14 protein-coding genes are annotated in these 20,757 nt (G+C 65.5%); 1 reads left to right on the forward strand and 13 read right to left on the reverse strand.

Features of this window, described 5'->3' with window-relative positions; all coding sequences use genetic code 11:
* Positions 1–191: hypothetical protein (locus tag LGN10_RS18780; RefSeq protein ID WP_226224559.1), on the forward strand; the 191-nt coding region annotated here is incomplete at its 5' end.
* Positions 192–327: 136 nt separating this feature from the next.
* Here the strand turns inward: LGN10_RS18780 and LGN10_RS18785 are convergent.
* The 13 genes from LGN10_RS18785 to LGN10_RS18845 form a co-directional block, all read right to left on the reverse strand.
* Positions 328–3,048 carry a TonB-dependent receptor plug domain-containing protein gene (locus tag LGN10_RS18785; RefSeq protein WP_226224560.1) on the reverse strand — a complete coding sequence of 907 codons (2,721 nt, stop codon included), beginning with the start codon at positions 3,046–3,048 and terminating at the stop codon, positions 328–330.
* A gap of 764 nt (positions 3,049–3,812) precedes the next feature.
* A complete protein-coding gene (locus LGN10_RS18790; RefSeq protein ID WP_226224561.1) occupies positions 3,813–6,980 on the reverse strand; it encodes a multidrug efflux RND transporter permease subunit in 3,168 nt (1,055 codons plus the stop codon).
* Positions 6,981–7,026: 46 nt separating this feature from the next.
* Positions 7,027–8,682, reverse strand: coding sequence for an ABC transporter ATP-binding protein (locus LGN10_RS18795; protein WP_226224562.1), 1,656 nt, complete (start codon positions 8,680–8,682; stop codon positions 7,027–7,029).
* Positions 8,679–9,794 carry an ABC transporter permease gene (locus LGN10_RS18800; RefSeq protein ID WP_059645838.1) on the reverse strand — a complete coding sequence of 372 codons (1,116 nt, stop codon included), beginning with the start codon at positions 9,792–9,794 and terminating at the stop codon, positions 8,679–8,681. Before LGN10_RS18800 ends, LGN10_RS18795 begins: the two co-directional genes overlap by 4 nt.
* Positions 9,748–10,800 carry a microcin C ABC transporter permease YejB gene (locus LGN10_RS18805; protein ID WP_059645841.1) on the reverse strand — a complete coding sequence of 351 codons (1,053 nt, stop codon included), beginning with the start codon at positions 10,798–10,800 and terminating at the stop codon, positions 9,748–9,750. Before LGN10_RS18805 ends, LGN10_RS18800 begins: the two co-directional genes overlap by 47 nt.
* Positions 10,801–10,812: 12 nt before the next feature.
* Positions 10,813–12,693, reverse strand: coding sequence for an extracellular solute-binding protein (locus tag LGN10_RS18810; protein WP_226224563.1), 1,881 nt, complete (start codon positions 12,691–12,693; stop codon positions 10,813–10,815).
* Positions 12,694–12,933: 240 nt separating this feature from the next.
* A complete protein-coding gene (locus LGN10_RS18815) occupies positions 12,934–15,759 on the reverse strand; it encodes a TonB-dependent receptor (protein WP_226224564.1) in 2,826 nt (941 codons plus the stop codon).
* A gap of 257 nt (positions 15,760–16,016) precedes the next feature.
* Positions 16,017–16,592 carry a helix-turn-helix domain-containing protein gene (locus tag LGN10_RS18820; RefSeq protein ID WP_059645851.1) on the reverse strand — a complete coding sequence of 192 codons (576 nt, stop codon included), beginning with the start codon at positions 16,590–16,592 and terminating at the stop codon, positions 16,017–16,019.
* A 251-nt stretch (positions 16,593–16,843) separates the two neighbouring features.
* Positions 16,844–18,034, reverse strand: coding sequence for a tetratricopeptide repeat protein (locus tag LGN10_RS18825; protein ID WP_226224565.1), 1,191 nt, complete (start codon positions 18,032–18,034; stop codon positions 16,844–16,846).
* A 16-nt stretch (positions 18,035–18,050) separates the two neighbouring features.
* Complete coding sequence (locus LGN10_RS18830; protein WP_060966919.1) at positions 18,051–18,482, reverse strand: ExbD/TolR family protein; 432 nt, start codon at positions 18,480–18,482, stop codon at positions 18,051–18,053.
* Between the two features lie 78 nt (positions 18,483–18,560).
* On the reverse strand, positions 18,561–18,983 hold the full coding sequence (locus LGN10_RS18835) for an ExbD/TolR family protein (RefSeq protein ID WP_059645854.1): 423 nt from the start codon (positions 18,981–18,983) through the stop codon (positions 18,561–18,563).
* Positions 18,984–19,002: 19 nt separating this feature from the next.
* Entirely contained in the window at positions 19,003–19,908 is a 906-nt protein-coding gene (locus LGN10_RS18840) for a MotA/TolQ/ExbB proton channel family protein (RefSeq protein WP_099316429.1), read from the reverse strand.
* 86 nt (positions 19,909–19,994) lie between these two features.
* Positions 19,995–20,696: an energy transducer TonB gene (locus LGN10_RS18845; RefSeq protein WP_226224566.1), complete on the reverse strand. Its 702-nt coding sequence runs from the start codon at positions 20,694–20,696 to the stop codon at positions 19,995–19,997.
* Positions 20,697–20,757 lie beyond the last annotated feature (61 nt).

Consider the following 20,757-nt stretch of genomic DNA (forward strand, 5'->3'; position numbering starts at 1 on the left):
TGATCCGTTCCGTTGCAGCCATCGCAGCCTCCGGCGCCGGACAACCGGCGGCCCGTCAGCTTACGCAGCCCGAATGCGGACATCTCTATGTAGCCAAAAGCGGACATTTCTATCTAGCCGCTACAACTTGCTTGGGTGATAATTATGATTATGTCAAATACGATAAAGTCGACTGCACGGAGTGCTGCTAGCCAAGCATCCTCGCATTCGAACCTTGCACCTCCGCCCTTGCCTTGAGTAAAGCCGCCTGCCAGTCCAGCTCATTCCTCGTCGTCCCGGCGCGGGCTGCGCGCCGGGACCGGTTGCCGCCTGGCGGTTTCCTCCCTGTCAGAACCGGTACGTCGCCCCGATCTGGAAGAAGCGGCCAAGGTCCGTGTAGAGCGACTGGTCATAGCCAGTGATGTCGGGCACGGCTTGCCACTCGACGTCGAACGGCGGCTTCTTGTCGAAAAGGTTCGTGATGCCGCCGTAAATCGTCCAATGCTTGAAGCCGCGATAGTTGAACATGAGGTTGAACTGGCTGTACGACGCCACCGATCCCGTACCGCCGTCGCCGAATTCCGCGGCCACGGCGTTCGTATAGGGTCCCGTGTATTGCCAGGTCAGCGTGGTGGTCAGCTGCCGGTAGTCCCAGCTCAGGCTCGTGTTGCCCTTCCAGCGCGGGTTGCTCGCGCCGAACGGCTGCAGCAGCGCAAGGTTGTTGCCGGCGAAGTCCTGCGGTGCAGTTCCGGGGCTGTGCAGCTTGAAGTGCCACACATAAGCCCAGTCGCCTGCGAGCGTGAACGTGCCGTACTTGGTGCGCACCGCCTTGCGGAAGTTGAGATCGAAACCATCGGTGTCGAGCGCACCGAGGTTCACGAAATGCTGAACGAGGTAACGCACCGATCCGTCGGCGTTGCGCACGACGCGGGAGGGATCGTTGGCGACGAGCACCGCGTTCGGATCGTCGGTGCCGATGACGCCGTCGATGCGGACCTTGTAGAACGCCGCGCCGATATCGGTCATCGCATCGGGCGAAAGCTGGAAGCCGATGTTGTAGTTCTTCGTGTGCTCGGGCTGAAGATTCGGATTGCCCGCGACTTGCTCCGTCGTGAAGTGCTTCGTCGGCACACCGCTCGGATCGTTCGGATCGACGAGGTTCTGGTGGGAGAGATAGACGGCCTGCGAGTTTTCGACGAGGGTCGGCGCGCGGAAGCCGCGACTGTACGAAGCATACGTCGTCAGCATCTGCACCGGCTGGAAACGCAGCGCAAAACTCGGCGAAAACGCCCCGCCGAAGTCGCTGTAGTGATCGTAGCGGCCCGCCTGCGTGAACGTCAGGTTGCGCAGGATCGGAATGTCGACCTGGTAGAACGCGGCGGCGACGTTGCGCGACCCCTCCACCGTCTGCACGTTCGCGGGCGCGGATACGCCCTGCGACGCGAGCGTCTGCGGGTTGATCGTCGACGATTCGTGGCGGAACTCGGTACCCAGGCCCAGGCCGACCGGGCCGCCGGGCAGCGTGAAGAGATTCGACGTCGAGGCCTTGGCTGTCACGCTGTCGACCTTCGAGATGGCCTGCTGATCGTCGTCCGTGAAAACGCCGTTCAGGCCGTTCGGCGTGGCGGCCGGGTTCGAGAAGTTGTAGGTGCCGTTCGCGAGCATGTTCTCGAGGCCCGCGACGTTGATCCGGTTGCGATACGTCGTATCGACGGTGCTCTGCGAATGGCCGTAATCGGCCGACCAGTCCCATGCGCCGAATCTGCCTGCATCGAACGACCCTTTGACGCCCGTGTTCGCCATCCAGAACGTCGATACCGTGTCCGCCCCCACGACGTTGCCCGGGAAGGTCAGGTTGATCGCCGTCGGCACGCCGAACGGGTTATAGGGGTTGCTCACCGGTACGGTGCGCGGCAGCGGCGAAACGGACCCGGTCGCCGGGTTGTAGACGTTCGTCGTGCTCGAGATCGAGGCCGGTCCCTGCAGCTGGACGGTTTCATCGCGGCTCACCCAGAAGCCCGCATAGGCCTGCGTGTTGTCGTCGATCTTGAAGGTGGCGCGCACCTTCGCGTTCAGGCGCGTCGTGGACGGAACGAGCGATGTCGACGCGGCCGGGTTGTACGTGCAATTAGTCGCGCTCGTCTTGCTGCCGGGCGGGCACGGCGAAAGCGGCACCTTTGAGCCGTCCGCCAGCGACCAGTACGATTGCTGGTTCGGCCCGAGCGGCGCTGCCAGCCCGCCGGGATATTGCGTGAAGTCTTGCGCCGACGTCATGTCGCGATCGCCCAGCGTCGAGCCCGAATCGCGGTAATAGCTGGCGGCCGCGGTGACGTTGAAGCGATCCGAATTCAGATCGCCGAAGCCGGCCAGTACGCTGAAGTTACCCTGCCCGTCGCCCGGATGCTGCGCCTTGCCGAGTTGGCCGTCGATCTGCAGGCCCTGAAAGTTCTTCTTCGTAATGATGTTGACGACGCCCGCGATCGCGTCGGAGCCGTAGACGGATACCGCACCGGTCTTGACGATCTCGACGCGCTCCACCATGTTCAGCGGGATCGCGTTGACATCGAAGAACGTGTCGGTGAAGTTCACCGACTGCGCATAGTTCGCGACGCGCTGGCCGTCGACGAGCACGAGCGTGTATTTCTCGCTGAGCCCGCGCAACGCCATGCCGGCGCCGCCGGGGGCCGAGCTGTTCATCGTCGTCTGGCCCCAGCTGCTTGCGGAGTTGGCCGAGGTCGAACGCAGGAAATCGGCGACCGTCGTGTATCCGCTTTGCTGGATTTCCTTCGCGGTGATGACCTGCACTTCGGTGTGACCGACCTTGTCGGATGTGCGGATCAGCGAGCCCGTCACCTCGAACTTGTCGAGCTTTTTCACGCTCTGCCCGCCGGCGGTGGCGCCAGATGCCGGCGCCGGCGCGGCGGCGGCAGCGCTGCCGGTTTGCTCGGCGGCGACGCTTCCGTCGACAGGCGTTGTCTGCGCGTAAGCGGAGGTACCCAAAGCCGCCGTCAACGCGACTTCAGCCCATACGATGCTGCGTATTGCCGATCCCAAAGCCGTTGGTTTCATAACACCCCTCTGTCGTCGCAAGGCCTGACCTTTTTGTATGCACGGAGATTCGCCGGCCTTTAAATAGCGCTGCCCCGCTTTCCTGATTCGTCATCTAGAGATCGCAACCATTCCGTTCGCCTGCGCATTTCTTTCAACGTTATTTCTTCTGCCGACAAGTGGAATTAATTTGAAATACAAGAAACGGCATTCCCATAGAGTTAGGAAACCTAATTACATGAGTCGATCTTTCCGCGCATCGAACGGCTGCAAACAAGCTGCACCCTGGAAAATTCGCACCATGGCGCCTCGTCAATTAGCGCGTACGCGTTGGCAGGAAAACCAGTCGCTCGTCGAAGGGCTGCTTTACGTCTTCACTTTGAGAGTCTTAATGCACGGAATCTTCATTACCGTTCACTACCAAAGTTTTACGTTGGACGCGAACATAGCAGGACAGAAACTATGCGTCAAAAAATATTTGATGCCGCATAACTTTGTTTAGGTGCATTAAGCGCACTCGGTTGGTGCCGAATGAAAGCGATATGGTTCACCAGCCGATACCGTTGTCTTGTCTTCCTTGTTCGGCTGTTTTTCGCCCCCCTCCCGAATGCGCCGCAATGGAGCACACTGCCGGTACTCGTCAGCCAAAACTTTTTTGTTTAGCAAAGAGCGGGCACTCATCCTGAGAACAGATCGGACTCTTGATGGAGCAGCCCTTCGCGCACGTGCGCGGCGTCGCGCACCGGCGAGTTGACAGCCTTCGTGCGGAACACCCGTCGCGACCATCAATCGGTCTCCAGATTCCCGGGCGTTTCCACGCGCTGCGCGTCGCGCTTCGTCACCGCCGCATGCCGCCCGCGCCGGCCTATGGACACGACTACCCGAAACGCCACCGGCGCGAACACCAGCCCGAACACTGTCGCCGCCAGCACGCCCCCGAACGCGCCGGTTCCGATCGAACGCCGGCTTTCCGCACCCGCGCCGGTCGCCAGCACCAACGGCACGACGCCGAGCAGAAACGCCATCGACGTCATCACGATCGGCCGAAACCGCGCAGCCGCCGCCTCCACCACCGCCTGCCGCAGCGGCACGCCGCGCCCGACGAGCTCACGCGCGAACTGCACGATCAGAATTGCATTCTTCGCCGACAACCCGATCACGGTAATCATCCCGACCTTGAAGTACACGTCGTTCGGCATCCCGCGCGCGAGCGCCGCCGCCAATGCCCCGACGATGCCGAGCGGCACGATCGTCAGCACCGACAACGGAATCGTCCAGCTTTCGTACAGCGCGGCAAGCGCCATGAACACCGCGAGCACCGACAACCCGACCAGCAGCGGCGTCTGCCGCGCGGCGATCCGCTCCTCGCGCGCCGCGTCCACCCAGTCGTAGCCGATCCCGGCCGGCAGCATCGCGGCAAGCCGCTCCATCTCCGCCATCGCCGCGCCCGAACTGGTGTGGGTCGCCGCCCGGCCGCTGACGTCGAGCGACGGATAGCCGTCGTAGCGATTCAGCATCACGGGCCCGACCGTCCAGTGCGGCGCGGCGATGGCCGACAGCGGCACCATGTCCCCCGTGCGGTTGGGCACCGTCAGCGCCATCAGTTGCGTGTCGGTCGCGCGTGCGGCCGGGTCTGCCTCGATGATCACGCGGCGCATCCGGCCCGACGCCGGAAAATCGTTGATGTAGTTCGAGCCGAACGTACCGCCGAGCAGCCCCGCGATGCGCTCGAACGGCACGCCAAGCGCATACGCCTTCGCGCGATCGACGTCGAGCTCGATGCGCGGCGCATCGGGCAAGTCCTCGAAATGGACGGACGCGAGCGCCGGGTCCGCCTTCGCGCGCGCGGCCATCTGCTCGCGAGCGGCCTTCAGCGCGTCGAGCCCGACCCCGCCACGATCCTCGAGACGGAACGTGAAGCCGTCCGCGTGACCGAGGCCGGGCACCGATGGCGGCAGCGTCGCTTGTACGTCGCCGTCGAGCATCCCGTCGAAGCGCCGGTTGAGGCGATCGCGCAACGTCGTCGCATCGACGTCGCGCTGCGTCCAGTCCTTCAACTCGACGAATGCCATCGCGACGTTCTGGCCGCTGCCCGCGAAACTCCAGCCGATCACGCTCGTCACGTTCGCGACGGCCCGCTCCGCGCGCAGAATCGCCTCGACGCGCTGGACGACCGCCACCGTGCGCGCCTGCGTCGCGCCAGCCGGCAACTGGATCATCACCTGCAGTTGCCCCTGGTCTTCGGTCGGCAGGAAGCCGCCCGGCATCATCCAGGACAGCAGTCCGCACACGGCCACGAGCGCGGCATAGAGGCCCGCGACCGTGCCCGTGCGGCGTACCGCCGACACGGTCACGCGCCGATAGCCGGCCTCGGCCCGCGCGAACGCGACGCCGAAACGGTCGGCCAGGCGCGCGCCGAGGCCGCGTCGCGGCACGTGGGCGCCTTCGCGACGGCCGACCGGTTTCAGCAGATTCGCGCACAGCGCCGGCGTGAGCGACAGCGCCATGAACGACGACACGAGCATCGACGCGATCATCGACACCGCGAACTGCCGGTAAATGCCGCCGACGCTGCCCGGGAAGAACGCCATCGGCACGAACACGGCCGTCAGCACCGCCGTCACGCCGACGATCGCCCCGCCGATCCGCTTCATCGCGAGGCGCGTCGCCTCGCGCGGCGACACGCCCTCCTCCATCACGCGGTGCACGCTCTCGACCACGACGATCGCATCGTCGACGAGAATGCCGATCGCCAGCACGAGGCCGAACATCGTGAACACGTTGATCGACAGCCCGAACGCCCACATCGCGACGAACGCGCCCATCAGCGTGACGGGAATCACGACGGTCGGCACGAGCGTGTAGCGCAGCTCGCGCAGGAACAGCCACATCACGCAGAACACCAGGACGACGGCCTCGACGAGCGTCAGCACGACTTCCCGAAGGGCGATCGTCACGAAATGCGCGCCGTCGAATGGAATCTCGACCGCGACGCCCGGCGGCAGCGTCTTCGACAGCTCGGCAAGCCGCGCCCGAATCGCGTTCGACGTCTGGAGCGCGTTGCCGCGCGGGCCGAGCTGGATCCCGACGGTGGCCGCCGGGCGGCCGTTCAGCCGGGAATAGAACGAATAGTCGTCGCGGCCGATTTCGACGCGGGCGACGTCGGCGACACGCACCACCGAACCGTCCTGCTTCGACTTCAGCACGATCCGGCCGAACTCCTCCGGCGACGTCAGTTGCCCCTTGACGACGATCGTCGCGGTGAGCTGCTGGCCACGCTCGAACGGCGCGTCTCCGATCGCGCCGGCCGTGACCGTCGCGTTCTGCACGCCGATCGCGGCGATCACGTCGTCGGCGCCGAGGTCGTATTCGCGCAACTTGTTCGGATCGAGCCAGACCCGCAGCGCCTCGTCGGCGTCCCACAGCTGGGCCGCGCCGACGCCCGGCGCACGCTTCAGTTCGCGCAGCACGTAACGGTTCAGATAGTCGCCGAGCTGGGCGGAGTCGCGCGTGCCGTCGGTCGACGTCAGCGTGACGAGCATCAGGAACGTGTTGGCGGCCTTGAACACGCCGATGCCCTGCTGCACGACCTGCTGCGGCAGCCGCGGCTCGACCTGCTTCAGCCGGTTGTTGACGTCGACGAGCGCGATGTCCGGATCGGTGCCGGGCGCGAACGTCACGTCGATCTCGAGATTGCCGTGACCGTCGCTGCTCGTTTCGTAGTACTGCAGCCCGTCGGCGCCGTCGAGGCTTTCCTCGATGATGCTGCCGACGGCGCCGTCGACCGTCTCGGTCGACGCGCCCGGATAGGCCGCCGTGATCACGACGCGTGGCGGCGCAAGGCGCGGATACTGCGCGACCGGCAATTGCGGAATGGCCAGCACGCCCGCGACGACGATCGCGAGCGCGACGATCCACGCAAACACCGGGCGGTCGATGAAGAACGACGGCATCGGCGTGCGTCAGCGAACGGTACGGGCGCGCCGCGCCCGCTTCACGTCACTCATCCGCGTCCCCTTCCCGCTGCCGCTGCCGAGGCCCCGGTTCCGGTTCCGGCGCGAGCATCGACGACGCGAGCAGCGCCTGCGTATACGGGTGGGACGGCGCGTGCAACACGTCGAGCGTATCGCCCTCCTCGACCACGCGCCCCGCCTTCATCACGATGACCCGATGAGCCATCGCACGCATCACCGCGAGATCGTGCGTGATGAACAGATAGCTCAGTTCATACTTCTTTTGCAGATTCGTCAGCAGATTCAGCACCTGCTTCTGGATCGACACGTCGAGTGCGCTCGTCGGCTCGTCCAGCACCAGCAACTCAGGCTCCACCGCCAGCGCGCGCGCGATCGCGATGCGCTGGCGCTGGCCGCCGGAAAATTCGTGTGGATAGCGAAGCATCGCCTCGGCCGGCAGGCCGACCTCCTGCAGCAAGGCCGCGACGCGCGCGCGCCGCGCGGCGCCGGCCACCGTCGGCCGGTGCACGGCGAGCCCCTCGCCGACGATCTGCTCGACCGTCATGCGCGGCGACAGCGAGCCGAACGGATCCTGGAACACGACCTGCATGCGGCCGTACAGCGCGCGCCGGCCGCGTGTCGTGCGCAGCGACGCCAGTGGCATGCCGTCGATCTCGATGCCGCCCGACGCCGGCCGCTGCAGGCCGAGCACGGCCGCCGCCAGCGTCGATTTCCCCGACCCCGATTCGCCGACGATCCCGAGCGTCTCGCCGCGCCGCAGGCTCAGCTTCACGTCGTGCACGGCCCGGAACGCCGTCTTGCCGAACGCCGCGCGCCAACCCTTCGCCGCGATGCGGTAATCGACGGCAAGCTGCTGGACATCGAGGATCGTCCGCGCGTCGGCCGCGACCGGCTCGACCGCGCGTTGCGGCGCGCTGTCGAGCAGCCGGCGCGTGTACGCGTGCCGCGGCGCGGCGAACAGCGCGCCGGTCGTGTTCGTCTCGACGAGCACGCCCCGCTCCATCACGGCCACGCGCTGCGCGAAGCGCCGCACGAGATTCAGGTCGTGCGTGATCAGCAGCACGGCCATCCCGCGCGCGGCCGCCTCCTGCTCCTGCAGCTCGATCAGCAGGTCGACGATCTGCTGGCGCACCGTCACGTCGAGCGCCGTCGTCGGCTCGTCCGCGAGCAACAGCCGCGGCCGGCACGCGAGTGCCATCGCGATCATCGCGCGCTGCCGCTGGCCGCCCGACAACTGGTGCGGAAAACTGTCGATGCGCCGTTCCGGCTCCGGAATTCCGGTGCGCCGCAGCAGCGCGATGCCGCGCTCGCGCGCGTCGCCCGCTCGCAGCCCCTCGTGCAGCCGCAGGCTCTCGGCGATCTGCTTGCCGATCGTATACAACGGGTTGAGTGCCGTCATCGGCTCCTGGAACACCATCGCGATATCGGCGCCGCGGATGCCGCGCATCTGCTGCTCGGTCTTCGCGAGCAGATCCTCGCCGTCGAACAGCATCTGGCCCGACAGCGTCGCCTGCTGCGCGAGCCGCAGAATCGACAGCGCCGTCACGCTCTTGCCCGAGCCCGACTCGCCGACGAGCGCCACGCGCTCGCCGCGCGCGACCGCGAGGTCAAGGTCCTGCACGGCGGCTTTCGCGCCGAAGTGCGCGGAGAACTGGCGGATCTCCAACAATGGCGTCGTCATCGTTGCTCCCCGCCGAAGGCCGAGCCGCGCGCGCGCATGTCGAGCGCGTTGCGCAGCGCGTCGCCCATGAACGTGAGCAGCAGCAGCGTGACGACCAGCGCCGAGAACGCGGAGATCGAGATCCACCACGCGTCGAGGTAGTTCTTGCCTTCCTGCAGCAGCTCGCCGAGGCTCGGCGTCGGCGGCTGCACGCCGAGGCCGAGGAAGTCGAGGCTCGTCAGCGACAGGATCGCCGCGCTCATCCGGAACGGCAGGAACGTGATCACCGGCGTCAGGCTGTTCGGCAGCACGTGCCGCCACATGATCTGCCAGTTCGACAGCCCCATCGTGCGCGCGGCCTTCACGTAGTCGAGCGCGCGGTTGCGCAGGAACTCCGCGCGCACGTAGTCGGACAGCACGAGCCAGCCGAACATCGACAGCAGGATGAACAGCAGCCACAGCGACGGTTCGAAGATCGACGCGAAGATGATCAGCAGGTACAGGTCGGGCAGCGCGCTCCAGATCTCGATCAGGCGTTGCCCGACGAGATCGGTACGTCCGCCGTGGAAGCCCTGCAGCGCGCCCGTCAGCACGCCGATCGCGACGCCCGAGACCGTCAGCGCGAACGCCATCAGCACCGACAGCCGAAATCCGTACAGTAGCCGCGCGAGCACGTCGCGGCCGAACTGGTCGGTGCCGAGCCAGTTGCTCGCGGACGGCGGCGCCGGGTACGGCCGCGACGCGAAATAATCGATCGTGTCGTAGCGGTAGCGGTTCGGCGGGTAGATCGCGAAGTTGCCGTGCGACTCGATCTTCGCGCGGATGTACGGATCGAGATAGTTGGTCTTCGCCGGGAAATCGCCGCCGAACTGCGTCTCCGGATAGTCCTTCACGATCGGGAAATAGAGGTGCCCGTCATAGCGCACCACGAGCGGCCGGTCGTTCGACAATCCGTCGGCCAGCAGGCTGAGTGCGAACAGCGTGGCAAAGATCACGAGGCTCCAGTAGCCGAGCCGCTGCGCGCGAAACCGCAGCCACGTGCGTCGCCACGGCGACGGCGACGCCGCGCATGCGACGGCGGCCGGATCAGTGGTCCAGGCGGCTGAACTGGATACGGGGGTCGACGAGGACATAGCAGATATCCGCGATAAGCTTGGTCAGCAGACCGATCAGGGTGAACAGGAACAGCGAGCCGAGCACGACCGGATAGTCGCGGCGGATCACCGAGTCGTACGACAGTTGCCCCATCCCGTCGAGCGAGAACAGCGTCTCGATCAGCAGGTTGCCGTTCAGGAACGCGCCGACGAATGCCGCCGGCAGCCCGGTGAGCAGCGGAATCGCCGCATTGCGCAGCACGTGCTTCCACAACACGTCGCGCTCCGGCGCGCCCTTCGCGCGCGCGGTCAGCACGTATTGCCGGCCGATTTCCTCGAGGAACGTGTTCTTCGTGAGAATCGTGACGATCGCGAAATTGCCGACGACCGACGCGGTGACCGGCATCGCGATGTGCCACAGATAGTCGAGGATCTGGCCGATCAGCGTCAGGTCGTCGAAGTTGTCCGACGTGAGCCCGCGCATCGGGAACACCTGCCAGAACGTGCCGCCGCCGAACAGCATCAGCAGCAGCACGCCGAGCACGAAGCCCGGCACGGCGTAGCCGGTCAGCACCAGCACGCTCGTCACGGTGTCGAACCGCGAGCCGTTGCGCACCGCCTTCGCGATGCCGAGCGGCACCGACACGAGATACGTGAGAATCACCGTCCACAGCCCGAGCGTGATCGACACCGGCAACTTCGAGCGGATCACCGCCCATACGCTGCGGTGCGCGAAATAGGATTGCCCGAGGTCGAACGTCGCGTAGCTTTTCAGCATCAGCGCGTAGCGTTCGAGCGGCGGCTTGTCGAAACCGAACTGCTTGCGGATCTGCTCGATCTGCTGCGGATCGACGCCCTGGCTGCCGTGGTAGCCGCCCCCGCCTCCGCCCGCGTCGCCTCCACGCGCGCTGCCGTGGCGCAACTGCGCGAGCACCTGCTCGACCGGGCCGCCCGGCACGAACTGCGTGACCGCGAACGTGATCGTCACGACGCCGATCAGCGTCGGAATCATCAGCAGCAGCCGCCTCACTATGTATGCCAGCATCGTTGCTCCCCGTCAGGCCGCCGGAGCGGGTTGTGGTCGTGCGGCCGGCTTCTTCACGTACCAGTAGTCGACGATCCAGTCCTCGTACTGATAGGAAGCCGGCACGACCGCCGGATGGCCGAGCGTCGTCTTGTATGCGATCCGCGCGTTCGGCAGGTAGTACTGCGGGACCAGCACGTACAGGTTGATCAGCACGCGGTCGAGGGCGTGCGTGGCCGTCTCGAGATCGTCGAGCGTATCTGCGGCGAGCGCCGCGCGGATCAGCGCGTCGACGGCCTTCGACTTCACGCCCGGATAGTTCTCCGAGCCGGGCTGCGAGGCGGCCGCGCTGCCGAAGCGGCGCGTCAGCTCCGCGCCGGGGATCGTCACGGGCGAGTAGATATACGTCGTCATGTCGTACTCGAAATTGTCGAGCCGCTTCTGGTGGAGCGCGCTGTCGATCTCGTGCAGGTACGCATGAATGCCGAGCGTCGCGAGCGCCTGCGTGTACGGCAGGATCAGACGATCCATGCCGGGCTCGTCGTCGATGATCTCGATCGTCATCGGCGTGCCGTTCGCGTCGCGCAGCGCACCGTCGCGATAGTGCCAGCCGGCCTGCGCGAGCAGGTCGCGCGCTTGCCTGAGGTTCGCGCGCAGCGAGCCGGGCGGCAGCGTCGACGGCTGTTTGACCATCGGGCCGAACACCTCCGGCGGCAGCGTCGAGCGGAACGGCTCCAGCAATGCGAGTTCCTTCGCGCTCGGCATGCCGGATGCCGCGAACGGGCTCGCCTCCCAGAAGCTGTTGGTGCGGCGATACTGCCCGTAGAACATCATCCGGCTCATCCAGTCGAAGTCGAATGCCAGCGCGAGCGCATGCCGCACGCGTACGTCCTGGAACATCGGCTTGCGCAGGTTCATCAGGAAACCCTGCATCTGCGCGGGGCCGTCCGGGAATTCACCCTTCTTCAGCAGCCCGTTGCGGAAATTCTTGCCGACGTACTTGCGCGCCCACTGCGTCGAGCTGTACTCCACCCGCGCGTCCACGTCGCCGGCCTTGAACGCCTCGAGCGCCGTGTACTGGTCGAGGTACAGCTTGAACGACACGCGTGCGAAGCGGAACATCCCGCGCCGCGACGGCAGGTTCGCGGCCCAGTAGTGCGGGTTGCGCACGTACGTGATCTGCTTGTCGTTCCTGCGCTGCTCGATCAGGTACGCGCCGCTCGCGATCGGCGGCACGTTCGCGATCTGGTCGAACGGCGGCCGCGTACCGTCCGCGCGCTGCCCCCACTTCGGCGAGAACACCGGCAGGTCGCCCGCGATCAGCGCCGCGTCGCGCTCCGCGTGCTGGAATTCGAAGCGGATCGCGTGCCGGTCGATCACCACCGCGCGCTTGATGATGGAGAACTGCGCGTTGTAGATCGGCGACGCCTGCGGGCTCGTCAGCGTGTCGAACGAATACTTGACGTCCGCCGCGGTGATCGCGTCGCCGTTCGAAAAGCGCGCGGCCGGATTGATGTGGAACGTGGCCGACAGCCCGTCGGGTGCCACCTCGACGTCGTCGGCGATCAGCGCGTATTCGGACGCGAGCTCGTCCCAGCTGCGCTGCATCAGCGTGTCGAACATCAGGTTCTTGATATCCGGCGCGGGCGAGCCGCGCACGAGGAACGGGTTCAGCGAGTCGTAGCTCTGCGCTGTGTCGTAGTTTTCGAAATTGAGCGTGCCGGTGTCCGGCGCGTCGGGATCGGCATAATCGAAATGCGCAAAATTGGTCGGGTACTTCGGCTGATCGTATTGCGCGATCGCCGACACCGCGAGCGCCGCACGTGGCATGGCGCTACCCGACACGAGCAGCACGACGCATGCGAACAGCGCCGCGCGCGGCACGCCTGTCCATCGCCATTTCAACAGTTTCATGGTCGGTCTGTCCGAAAGCGTGCGGGCGTGATGCCTGCGCGCGGTAGATGCCGGTGCAGGATGCCGCGTGCCACCTGCATCCCACTGGTTGTTCGTGCTGAAAACGCGCCTGCGAACTGCATCGCCGCACGTCCCGGTTGCAGGCCGTCGTGGCGCCAGGCGAAAAAGGGCCGCTCCAAAAAATGGGGAGGTGGACGTGGAGCGGCCGGTCTAAAGCCCATCCGTGCATCGCAATCGGCATCAGAACTTGTAGGTCGCGCCAACCTGCGCGAATCGACCGACATACGTGTACAGCGACGTGTCGTAGCCCGTCTGGTAGCTCGCGTTCATGAAAACCGGGTCGAACGGCGGCGCACGATTGAAGATGTTGTCGATGCCCGCGTAGATCGTCCAATGCTTGAAGCCGGTGTAGCTGACCATCAGGTTGAACTGGCTGTACGACGCCACGCTGTCCTGCATGTTCGGATATTGGCCAGGCGACAGGATGGCCTGGCTGTACGGTCCCGTGAACATCCACGTCAACGTCGCGTTCCATTGGTTGTGGTAGTTCCAGTTCAGACTCGTGTTGCCCTTCCAGCGCGGGAAGCTGCCGCCGAACGGCTCGTTCAGCGAACCGTTGTTGCCCGCGAAGTCGGTCGTCTCGCCGCCCACCGGCATCTTGAAGTGCCACACGTAGGCCCAGTCGCCCGACAGCGTGAAAGTACCGATCTTGGTCGACACCGATTGGCGGAAGGTGGTCTCGAAGCCGTCCGTATCGAGCGACGACAGGTTCATGTACGGCAGCACGACATACGCGATCGAACCATTCGGATTACGGACCACCTTCGACGGATCGTTCTGGTCCACCACCGTCTGGATATCTTCCGTGCCGATCACGTTGTCGATGTGGATCTTGTACCAGTCGAATCCGAAATCGGTATTGCGGGTGGGCGACAGCTGGAAGCCGATGTTGTAGTTCTTGGTCCGCTCCGGCTGCAGCTTGCTGTTACCGGCCTGCACTTCCTCGACGAGGTTGTATGCGTTCGGATTGTTAGGATCGTTCGAATCGACCGCGCCCTGCGCGCCGTAGGTCCTCGACGAGGTGTTTTCGATCAGCGTCGGCGCGCGGAAGCCACGGTTGTACGAACCGTACATCGTCAGCTCGCGGATTGGCTGGAAGCGCAACGCGAAGCGCGGCGAGAACGCGCCACCGAAGTCGCTGTAGTGGTCGTAGCGCCCCGACTGGCTGAACGTCAGGTTCTTCAGGATGGGAATGTCGATCTGGTAGTAGACCGCCGCGACGTTGCGCTCGCCGTTGACCGATTGCAGCGACGGCTGGATGAGCGTGCCGTTCGCGTAGTCCGCGCCCGTCCCGATGTATTGGCTCTGGTGCGTGAATTGCGTACCGAGACCCAGGCCGACGTTACCCGTGGGCAACGTGAACAGGTTCGGCGTCGACAGCGTCGCATCGACGGCGTCGAGCTTCGTGATGGCCTGCGTCGACGTGCTTCCGTACAGCCCGTTCAACCCGTTCGGTGTCGACGATGGATTCGCGAAGTTGAATACACCGTTCTGGACGATATTTTCGAGCGCGGCCGCGTTGATCAGGTTCGAATAGTTGTTCGACACCGTGTTCTGCGAATGCGTGTAGGACGCCGTCCAGTCCCAGTCACCCACGCGCGGCGTGCTGAACGATCCTTTCACACCCGTCGCGGCACGCCAGAAGTTGGAGCTCGTATGCACGGCCTGCGTGGCCGGGAATGTATAGACCAGCTTGGCCGGCACGCCAAACGGGTTATACGGGTTGCTGCCCGGCACGAGGTTCGAAATCGGGTTGAGACCGCCCGTCGCCGGATCATAGGTCTGCGTGCTGTTGCCGAGGCGGCCGACGAAGTTGTTCGTGACCGTCGTATTGTTGCTTTCCCAGAGATCGGCGAACGCCTGCATCGCGTCGCTGATCTTGAAGTCGGCGTGCACCTTCGCGCTCAGGCGTTCAGTCCACGGTGACAGCGACGATGCGTACGCGGTGTTGTTTGCGCAGACCGTGCCGGGACCGTTGACCTGCGCGACGGAGGTGCCCGGCACGGCCTGACCGCCGTTCGGACACGGGCTCAGCGGCACCTTCGCGCCGGTGGCCGGATTGCGCCAGTACGACACGCTCTGGTTCGACAGGCCGCCCGGGAAATTGGAGAAATCCTGGTTCTGCGTCATGTCGCGATCGGCGATCGAGATGCCGTTCGACTTGTAGTAGCTGAGCGCCGCCGTCACGTTGAAGCGGTCGGCGTTCAGGTCGCCGAAGCCGCCGAGGATGCTGAACTTCGTCGTGCCCTGGCCGCCTTCACCGTTCGTCGCACCGCCGTAGCTGCCTCCCAGCTCGAGACCCTGGAAGTTTTTCTTCGTGATGATGTTCACCACGCCCGCGATTGCGTCGGAACCATACTGAGACACCGCGCCTGTCTTGACGATTTCGATTCGGTCGATGATGTTCAGCGGCAGCGTGTTCAGGTCGAAGAACTGATCGCTGCCGTTCACCGCGAACGCATACGGTGACACCCGCATGCCGTCGATCAGCACCAGCGTGTACTTCTCGCTGAGGCCGCGCAATGCGATGCCTGCGCCGCCCGGCGCGAAGCTGTTCGTCGTCCCTTCGCTCCAGCTGCTTGCCGAATTCGCCGAGGTGCTGCGCAGGTAGTCGGCGACGCTGGTGTGGCCGCTGTTCTCGATGTCCTTGCTCGTGATGGTCTGAACCTGGTTGAAGCCGACCTTGTCGGCCTGCCGGATCAGCGAACCCGTCACTTCGAACCGCTTGATCTGCGCGACCTTGCCCTGTCCGTTCGCGCCGGGAGCGGCCGGCGTCGCCTCGGCTGCCGCACCGGATGCCGCTGCGCCCGTGGCGGCGACAGTGCCCGCCGTACCGTTCGCCTGCGCAACGGTCACGGGTGCGCCATTCGCGACCGCATCCGCGATCGATGCGGCGCCTGGCGCCGGCTGGCTCTGGGCAAACGCCGGCGGCACCAGCGCGGCCGTCAGCGCCAGTTCCGCCCAGACTATCCTCTTGATGGCCAACGCCAATACTCTCTGCTTCATCTCGTTCCCTCTCGCTCGTAGTAAGACCCCACCTGCTGTACGCCGGAACCTTGTGAATTCCTTGCGCGTCCTGGGCGCCCGTGTAACGGAACCCGCAATAGCCGCCCTTCCGACCGCCACGACTCGAACGGATCGGCCTTGGGCACCCGTTCCGCCCGGCATCACCGTTTCTTTATATTTACTTCGTCATACTTACTACATGTCATGAGCGCACTTCCTGCTGCTTCCCGTTCGACATGCGGCGCCTGCCGCCTCCGCTAGAACAGTCTCGGCGTGCCGACCCAGACGATCACCGCTTCTTCGTCGGCCGTGTTGCGCCATGCATGCGGCATCGTCGATTCGTAGTGCGCGGTATCGCCCGCGTTGAGCGTGAACGTGCAATCCTCGAGCGTCAGCGCGACCTGCCCGCGCATCACGTAGACGAATTCCTCGCCCGCATGCGTCGTTATCTCGGACGGCGACTGCCCGGCCGGCATCCTGACGAGAATCGCGTCAAGCTTGCGGCCATCCACCAGGTTCGTCAGTCTGGCGAACAGGCTGGCCGAGTTCGCGAACTGGAAGTACTGCAGTGCGTTCCCGCGGCACACCGAACGCGCTTCCGTCGGCGTGTCGATGAAGTACTGCATCGTGACGCCCAGCGCGTGCGCGATCCGGACCAGCGACGTGATCGACGGCGTCGCGCGCCCACGCTCGACCTGAGACAGGAACGGCTTCGAAATACCCGCGATCCCGGCCGTCTCGTCAAGCGTGAGCTTCAGGCGCTGGCGCAGCGCCCGGATCTTGCTGCCCAGCGATACGGCGACCAGAACCGACTCATCAGGGGGCACAGTCATGGAAGTGCGGAGCCTCGCAGTCGAAACCGGTTTGATGTCGGCCAGCCTTGGCCGATGCGATGACGCGGCCGACGCGGCGCGGCACCGTCGCCGCGCGCCCGCGATTGTTTCGCCTATTTCATTCGCGTTACTAATTAACAACATTTCCCCTGTCTCTCTTCATGTCCGAACGTCAAGGACTTGTACTTCCATCGCGCCACGCTGCTCGTCGATTGCGTGCGCGTCGCATGCCGTCGCGGCTTTGCGTTGCGCTACCGGGACGCCACCGCCGTCCACAGCTTCGCCAGATCCGCCGACCCGTCGTTACCTTTCACCGTGCGCAGCACCTGGACCGCATGCGCCTTCTGGCCGGCCACGTAGTACGCCTCGCCGAGCCGCAGCCGCGCGGCATCGGGATGCTCGAGTCCGCCTTTCGCGATCACCTGCTCCATCATCGACAGCCCCTGCGCCGCATGGCCCGCGAACACCAGATTCATGCCGGCATCGATCGGCGCCACCGGGTTGGCGGCGTCCGCACCCGACTGCGCACGCTTGGCAGCCAGCGCCTGCAGCCGTTTCTCGCGCTCCGCCTGTGCATCCTTGCCCAGCACGCCGGACGCGAATCCCTGGTCGATCACCTGCCTGCCCTCGGCCGGCGTTCCCGCCACCAGCGCGAGCTGCGTCATCTCCATGTAGGCGTCGGCCGTCGACAGCGAGCCCGTCGCCCTGCGCAACCGGTAGATGTCGAGGTCGAGCGACGACAGGTAACCGGGGCTGCCGCGAATGGCCGAGATCATGTCCTCCCAGTACGCGGGGCTCGGATGAAAAGCCACCAGCATGCCCAGCGCGTTGCGATAGGCAACGGCGTCCTTGCTCTTTTGCGCACAGGTCGCCAGCATCTGCAGCTGGCCCTCGTCCGGCGCGTGGCCGGCCTTCGCCTGTGCCTCCGTGCTCGCCTTCAACTGGCTCACGACCTGGCCGCAATCGTTCGACAGGTAATACGACTGCGTGAGCAGCGTGCGCATGTCCGGGTCCGTGCCGCCCGCCTTCAGGTAGCGCTGCGCGACGCGGATCGCCTGCGGATAGTTCTTCTGCTGGAAGTAGATTCCCGCGAGCGCCGCCGTCGTCCGCTGCTCGTCCGCGCCCGACAGGCGCCCCGAGTTCAGCACGGTTTCGTAGGCCTGCGCGGCCACGCCGGTATCGCCGGCCGCCATCGCCGCCGCGCCGCGCGTCGCTTCCACCATGTAGGTTTCGTACGGCGTGCGGTTGGGCACGGCGGCCGCCTGCGCGATCTTGCCGAGCGCATCGCGATACTTGTGCGCGCGATACAGGTCCTGCGCCGCGGCCAGCGGCTTCGCCACGTCGGGCCGCAACGCGTCGGCCGCCCACGCCGGCCGGCCGAGCACGCAGGCCGCACCGAGCGCCGTCAGCGCCATCATCCGTTTCCATCGTCGCTGGTTCATCGGTCCGCCTGTCCCGTCATTGCATGAACTGCTCGTTTCCGATCAGGCCGATCTTCGTCGCGCCCACGCGCTGCGCGGACGCCAGTACGGCCGCCACGTCCTTGTACGGCGCCAGCTTGTTCGCCCGCAGATGGATCTCCGCCTGCACGGGCTCGTGCGCGACCGCCGTCAGCTTCGCCTCGAGTGCCGCGCGGTCCGGCACCGGTGCGCCGTTCCACGTCGTCGTACCGTCGAAGTCGATGTCGATCTGCACCACTTCCGGCGGTGCGGCGGGCGGCGGCGGGTTGCCCACCGGCAGGTCCATCTTCACCGAATGCATCTGGATCGGGATCGTGATGATCAGCATGATCAGCAGCACCAGCATCACGTCGATCAGCGGCGTGGTGTTGATGTCGACCATCACGTCCGGCTCGCCGCCGCTCCCGCCCGAAGGCACGTTCATTCCCATCGTCTGCTCCTGTCGATGCCTGATCTGATCCCATGCGTCGTCAATCGGAATCGGCGCGTATGCCGTTCCCATGCAAGGCTAACCACCCCGCGCCGGCGGTTCCGTAATGAACGACACCTTCGCGATACCCGCTCGCTCGCACATCGTGACGACCCGGCCGATGAACTCGTAGCGCGTGTTCTGGTCGCCCCGTACGTGCACGCTCGGCTGCGGCTGCTGCTGCGACACACCCTTCAGCTTCGCGAGCAACGCCGACGCATCCACCCGTTGTTCGCCCCAGAAAAAATCGCCGTCGCGATTCACCGCGATCTCGACGCTCTTCGGCGTGGTCTGCAGCGGCTGCACGACCTCCTTCGGCAACTGCAGCTGGATCGTGTGCGTGACGACCGGAATCGTGATCAGGAAGATGATCAGCAACACCAGCATCACGTCGACGAGCGGCGTCGTGTTGATGTTCGCGATCACCTCGTCGCTTTCGTCCTGCCCGACGTTCATGCCCATCGCGCGCCTCCGTCTGCGGTCAGTTCACGAGCGACGCGGCAGGCGACGGCGCGCGCACGGCACGCTTGCTGCCGGCCAGCAGCACGGTATGCAGCTGGGCGCCGAAGTTGCGGACGCGTTCCATCACCGACTTGTTGCGCCGGACGAGGAAGTTGTAGCCAAGTACGGCAGGTACCGCGACCGCCAGGCCGATCGCCGTCATGATCAGCGCCTCGCCCACCGGGCCCGCGACCTTGTCGATCGACGCCTGGCCCGCGATCCCGATCGCCGTCAGCGCGTGATAGATCCCCCAGACCGTGCCGAACAGCCCGACGAACGGCGCGGTCGAACCGACCGTCGCCAGGAACGCGAGCCCGTCCTGCAGGCGGTTCGACACGTTCGTGATCGAGCGCTCGACGGACACGTCGATCCACGTGTTGCGGTCCACGGCTTCGAGCAGCGCCTCGTCGTGATGCTCGCCCGCCTCGATCGCCGTTTCGGCGATGAAGCGGAACGGCGACGCCTCGTCGAGCAGCTTCGCGCCCTCGGCCAGCGACGGCGCGCTCCAGAGCTGCGCGTCCGCGATTTTCGCGCGGCGGTTTGCCCGCAATTGCTCGACGAACTTCGTGATCATGATGTACCAGCTGCCCATCGACATGATCACGAGCAGGATCAGCACGAAGCGCGCGACGAAGTCGCCGTTCTTCCAGAGCGCGCCGAGCCCGTACGGATTCTCGATCGCTTCGGTCGTAGCAGGCGCCGGTGGCGGGGCCGGCTCGGCCGCGGAAGGCGCCTGCGTGGGCGCCGCGGCCTGTTGCGACGCGTCGGATGCCGCCGCGGATCCGCTCGCCTGCGCGTAGGCGGGCTGCGGTGCAACGAGCCCGTCGATTGCAGCGACGGACATCAACAGGCTTGCCGCCAGCGCGGCCAGAGAACGCTTCGTCATACCCCACTCCAATTCTTTCGTTGAACTTACGATTAAGGTTCGAGCCGGTTTTCACCGGTCCGGCTCCCGCCGGACCGCCCACTGCATCAATTCAGGTTGAACGAGAACGGCACCTGCACCCGTACCGCCTGGCCTTGCGCCACGCATTTGAACCGCTTCACGGTGTTGTAGGCCGCACGATCGAGCACGGGGTCGGCCGACTGGGCCACGCGTTCGTTCGTGATGTTCCCTTCCGCATCCACGACGAACTCGATCGTCACGTCACCCGTGATGTTGTTTTCCTGCGCTTCCTTCGGGTACTGCATCGACGCGCGAATCGTGTCCGAATTCGGGCAGACGACACCTACTTCGTGACTGACCGGTTTGGCCGCCGGCGCGGGCGGTGCGATGACCGGCGCCTGCACGGCCGGCGCGGATGGCACCGGTGCCGACTGGTGCGTGATCGTCGCCTGCGGCGGCGCCTGCACCGGTACTTCCGGCGGCGGCACGAACGGCGGTGGCGGGCGCGCGAACTTCGGCGGCGGAAGCTTGACGACCGGCATCGGCGGGGGCGGCGGCGGCTTCACCGGCTCGATGATGCGGGTTTCGATCGGATGCTGGATCACCTGCACGACTTTCGTCGCGAGGCCGTTGAGCAATGCGTAGATCAGCACTGCATGCAACAGGAGGACGACTGCGATGCCGCCGAAACGGCGCACCGGATTCTGCTGCTTCTTGCCGAATTCCCGCGGACGGCCGAGCGTGGCCAGTCCGCTGTTCGAAGCAACCAGATGCTCTTCGACTTTCATGCCCACTATCCATCCCCCCAAGCGAATCGCCCAGTTTCGCGATGATGGCCGGCGCCGGAAC

Source organism: Burkholderia sp. AU32262, from assembly GCF_020419985.1.
In the GTDB taxonomy this organism is placed as follows: Bacteria; Pseudomonadota; Gammaproteobacteria; order Burkholderiales; family Burkholderiaceae; genus Burkholderia; species Burkholderia semiarida.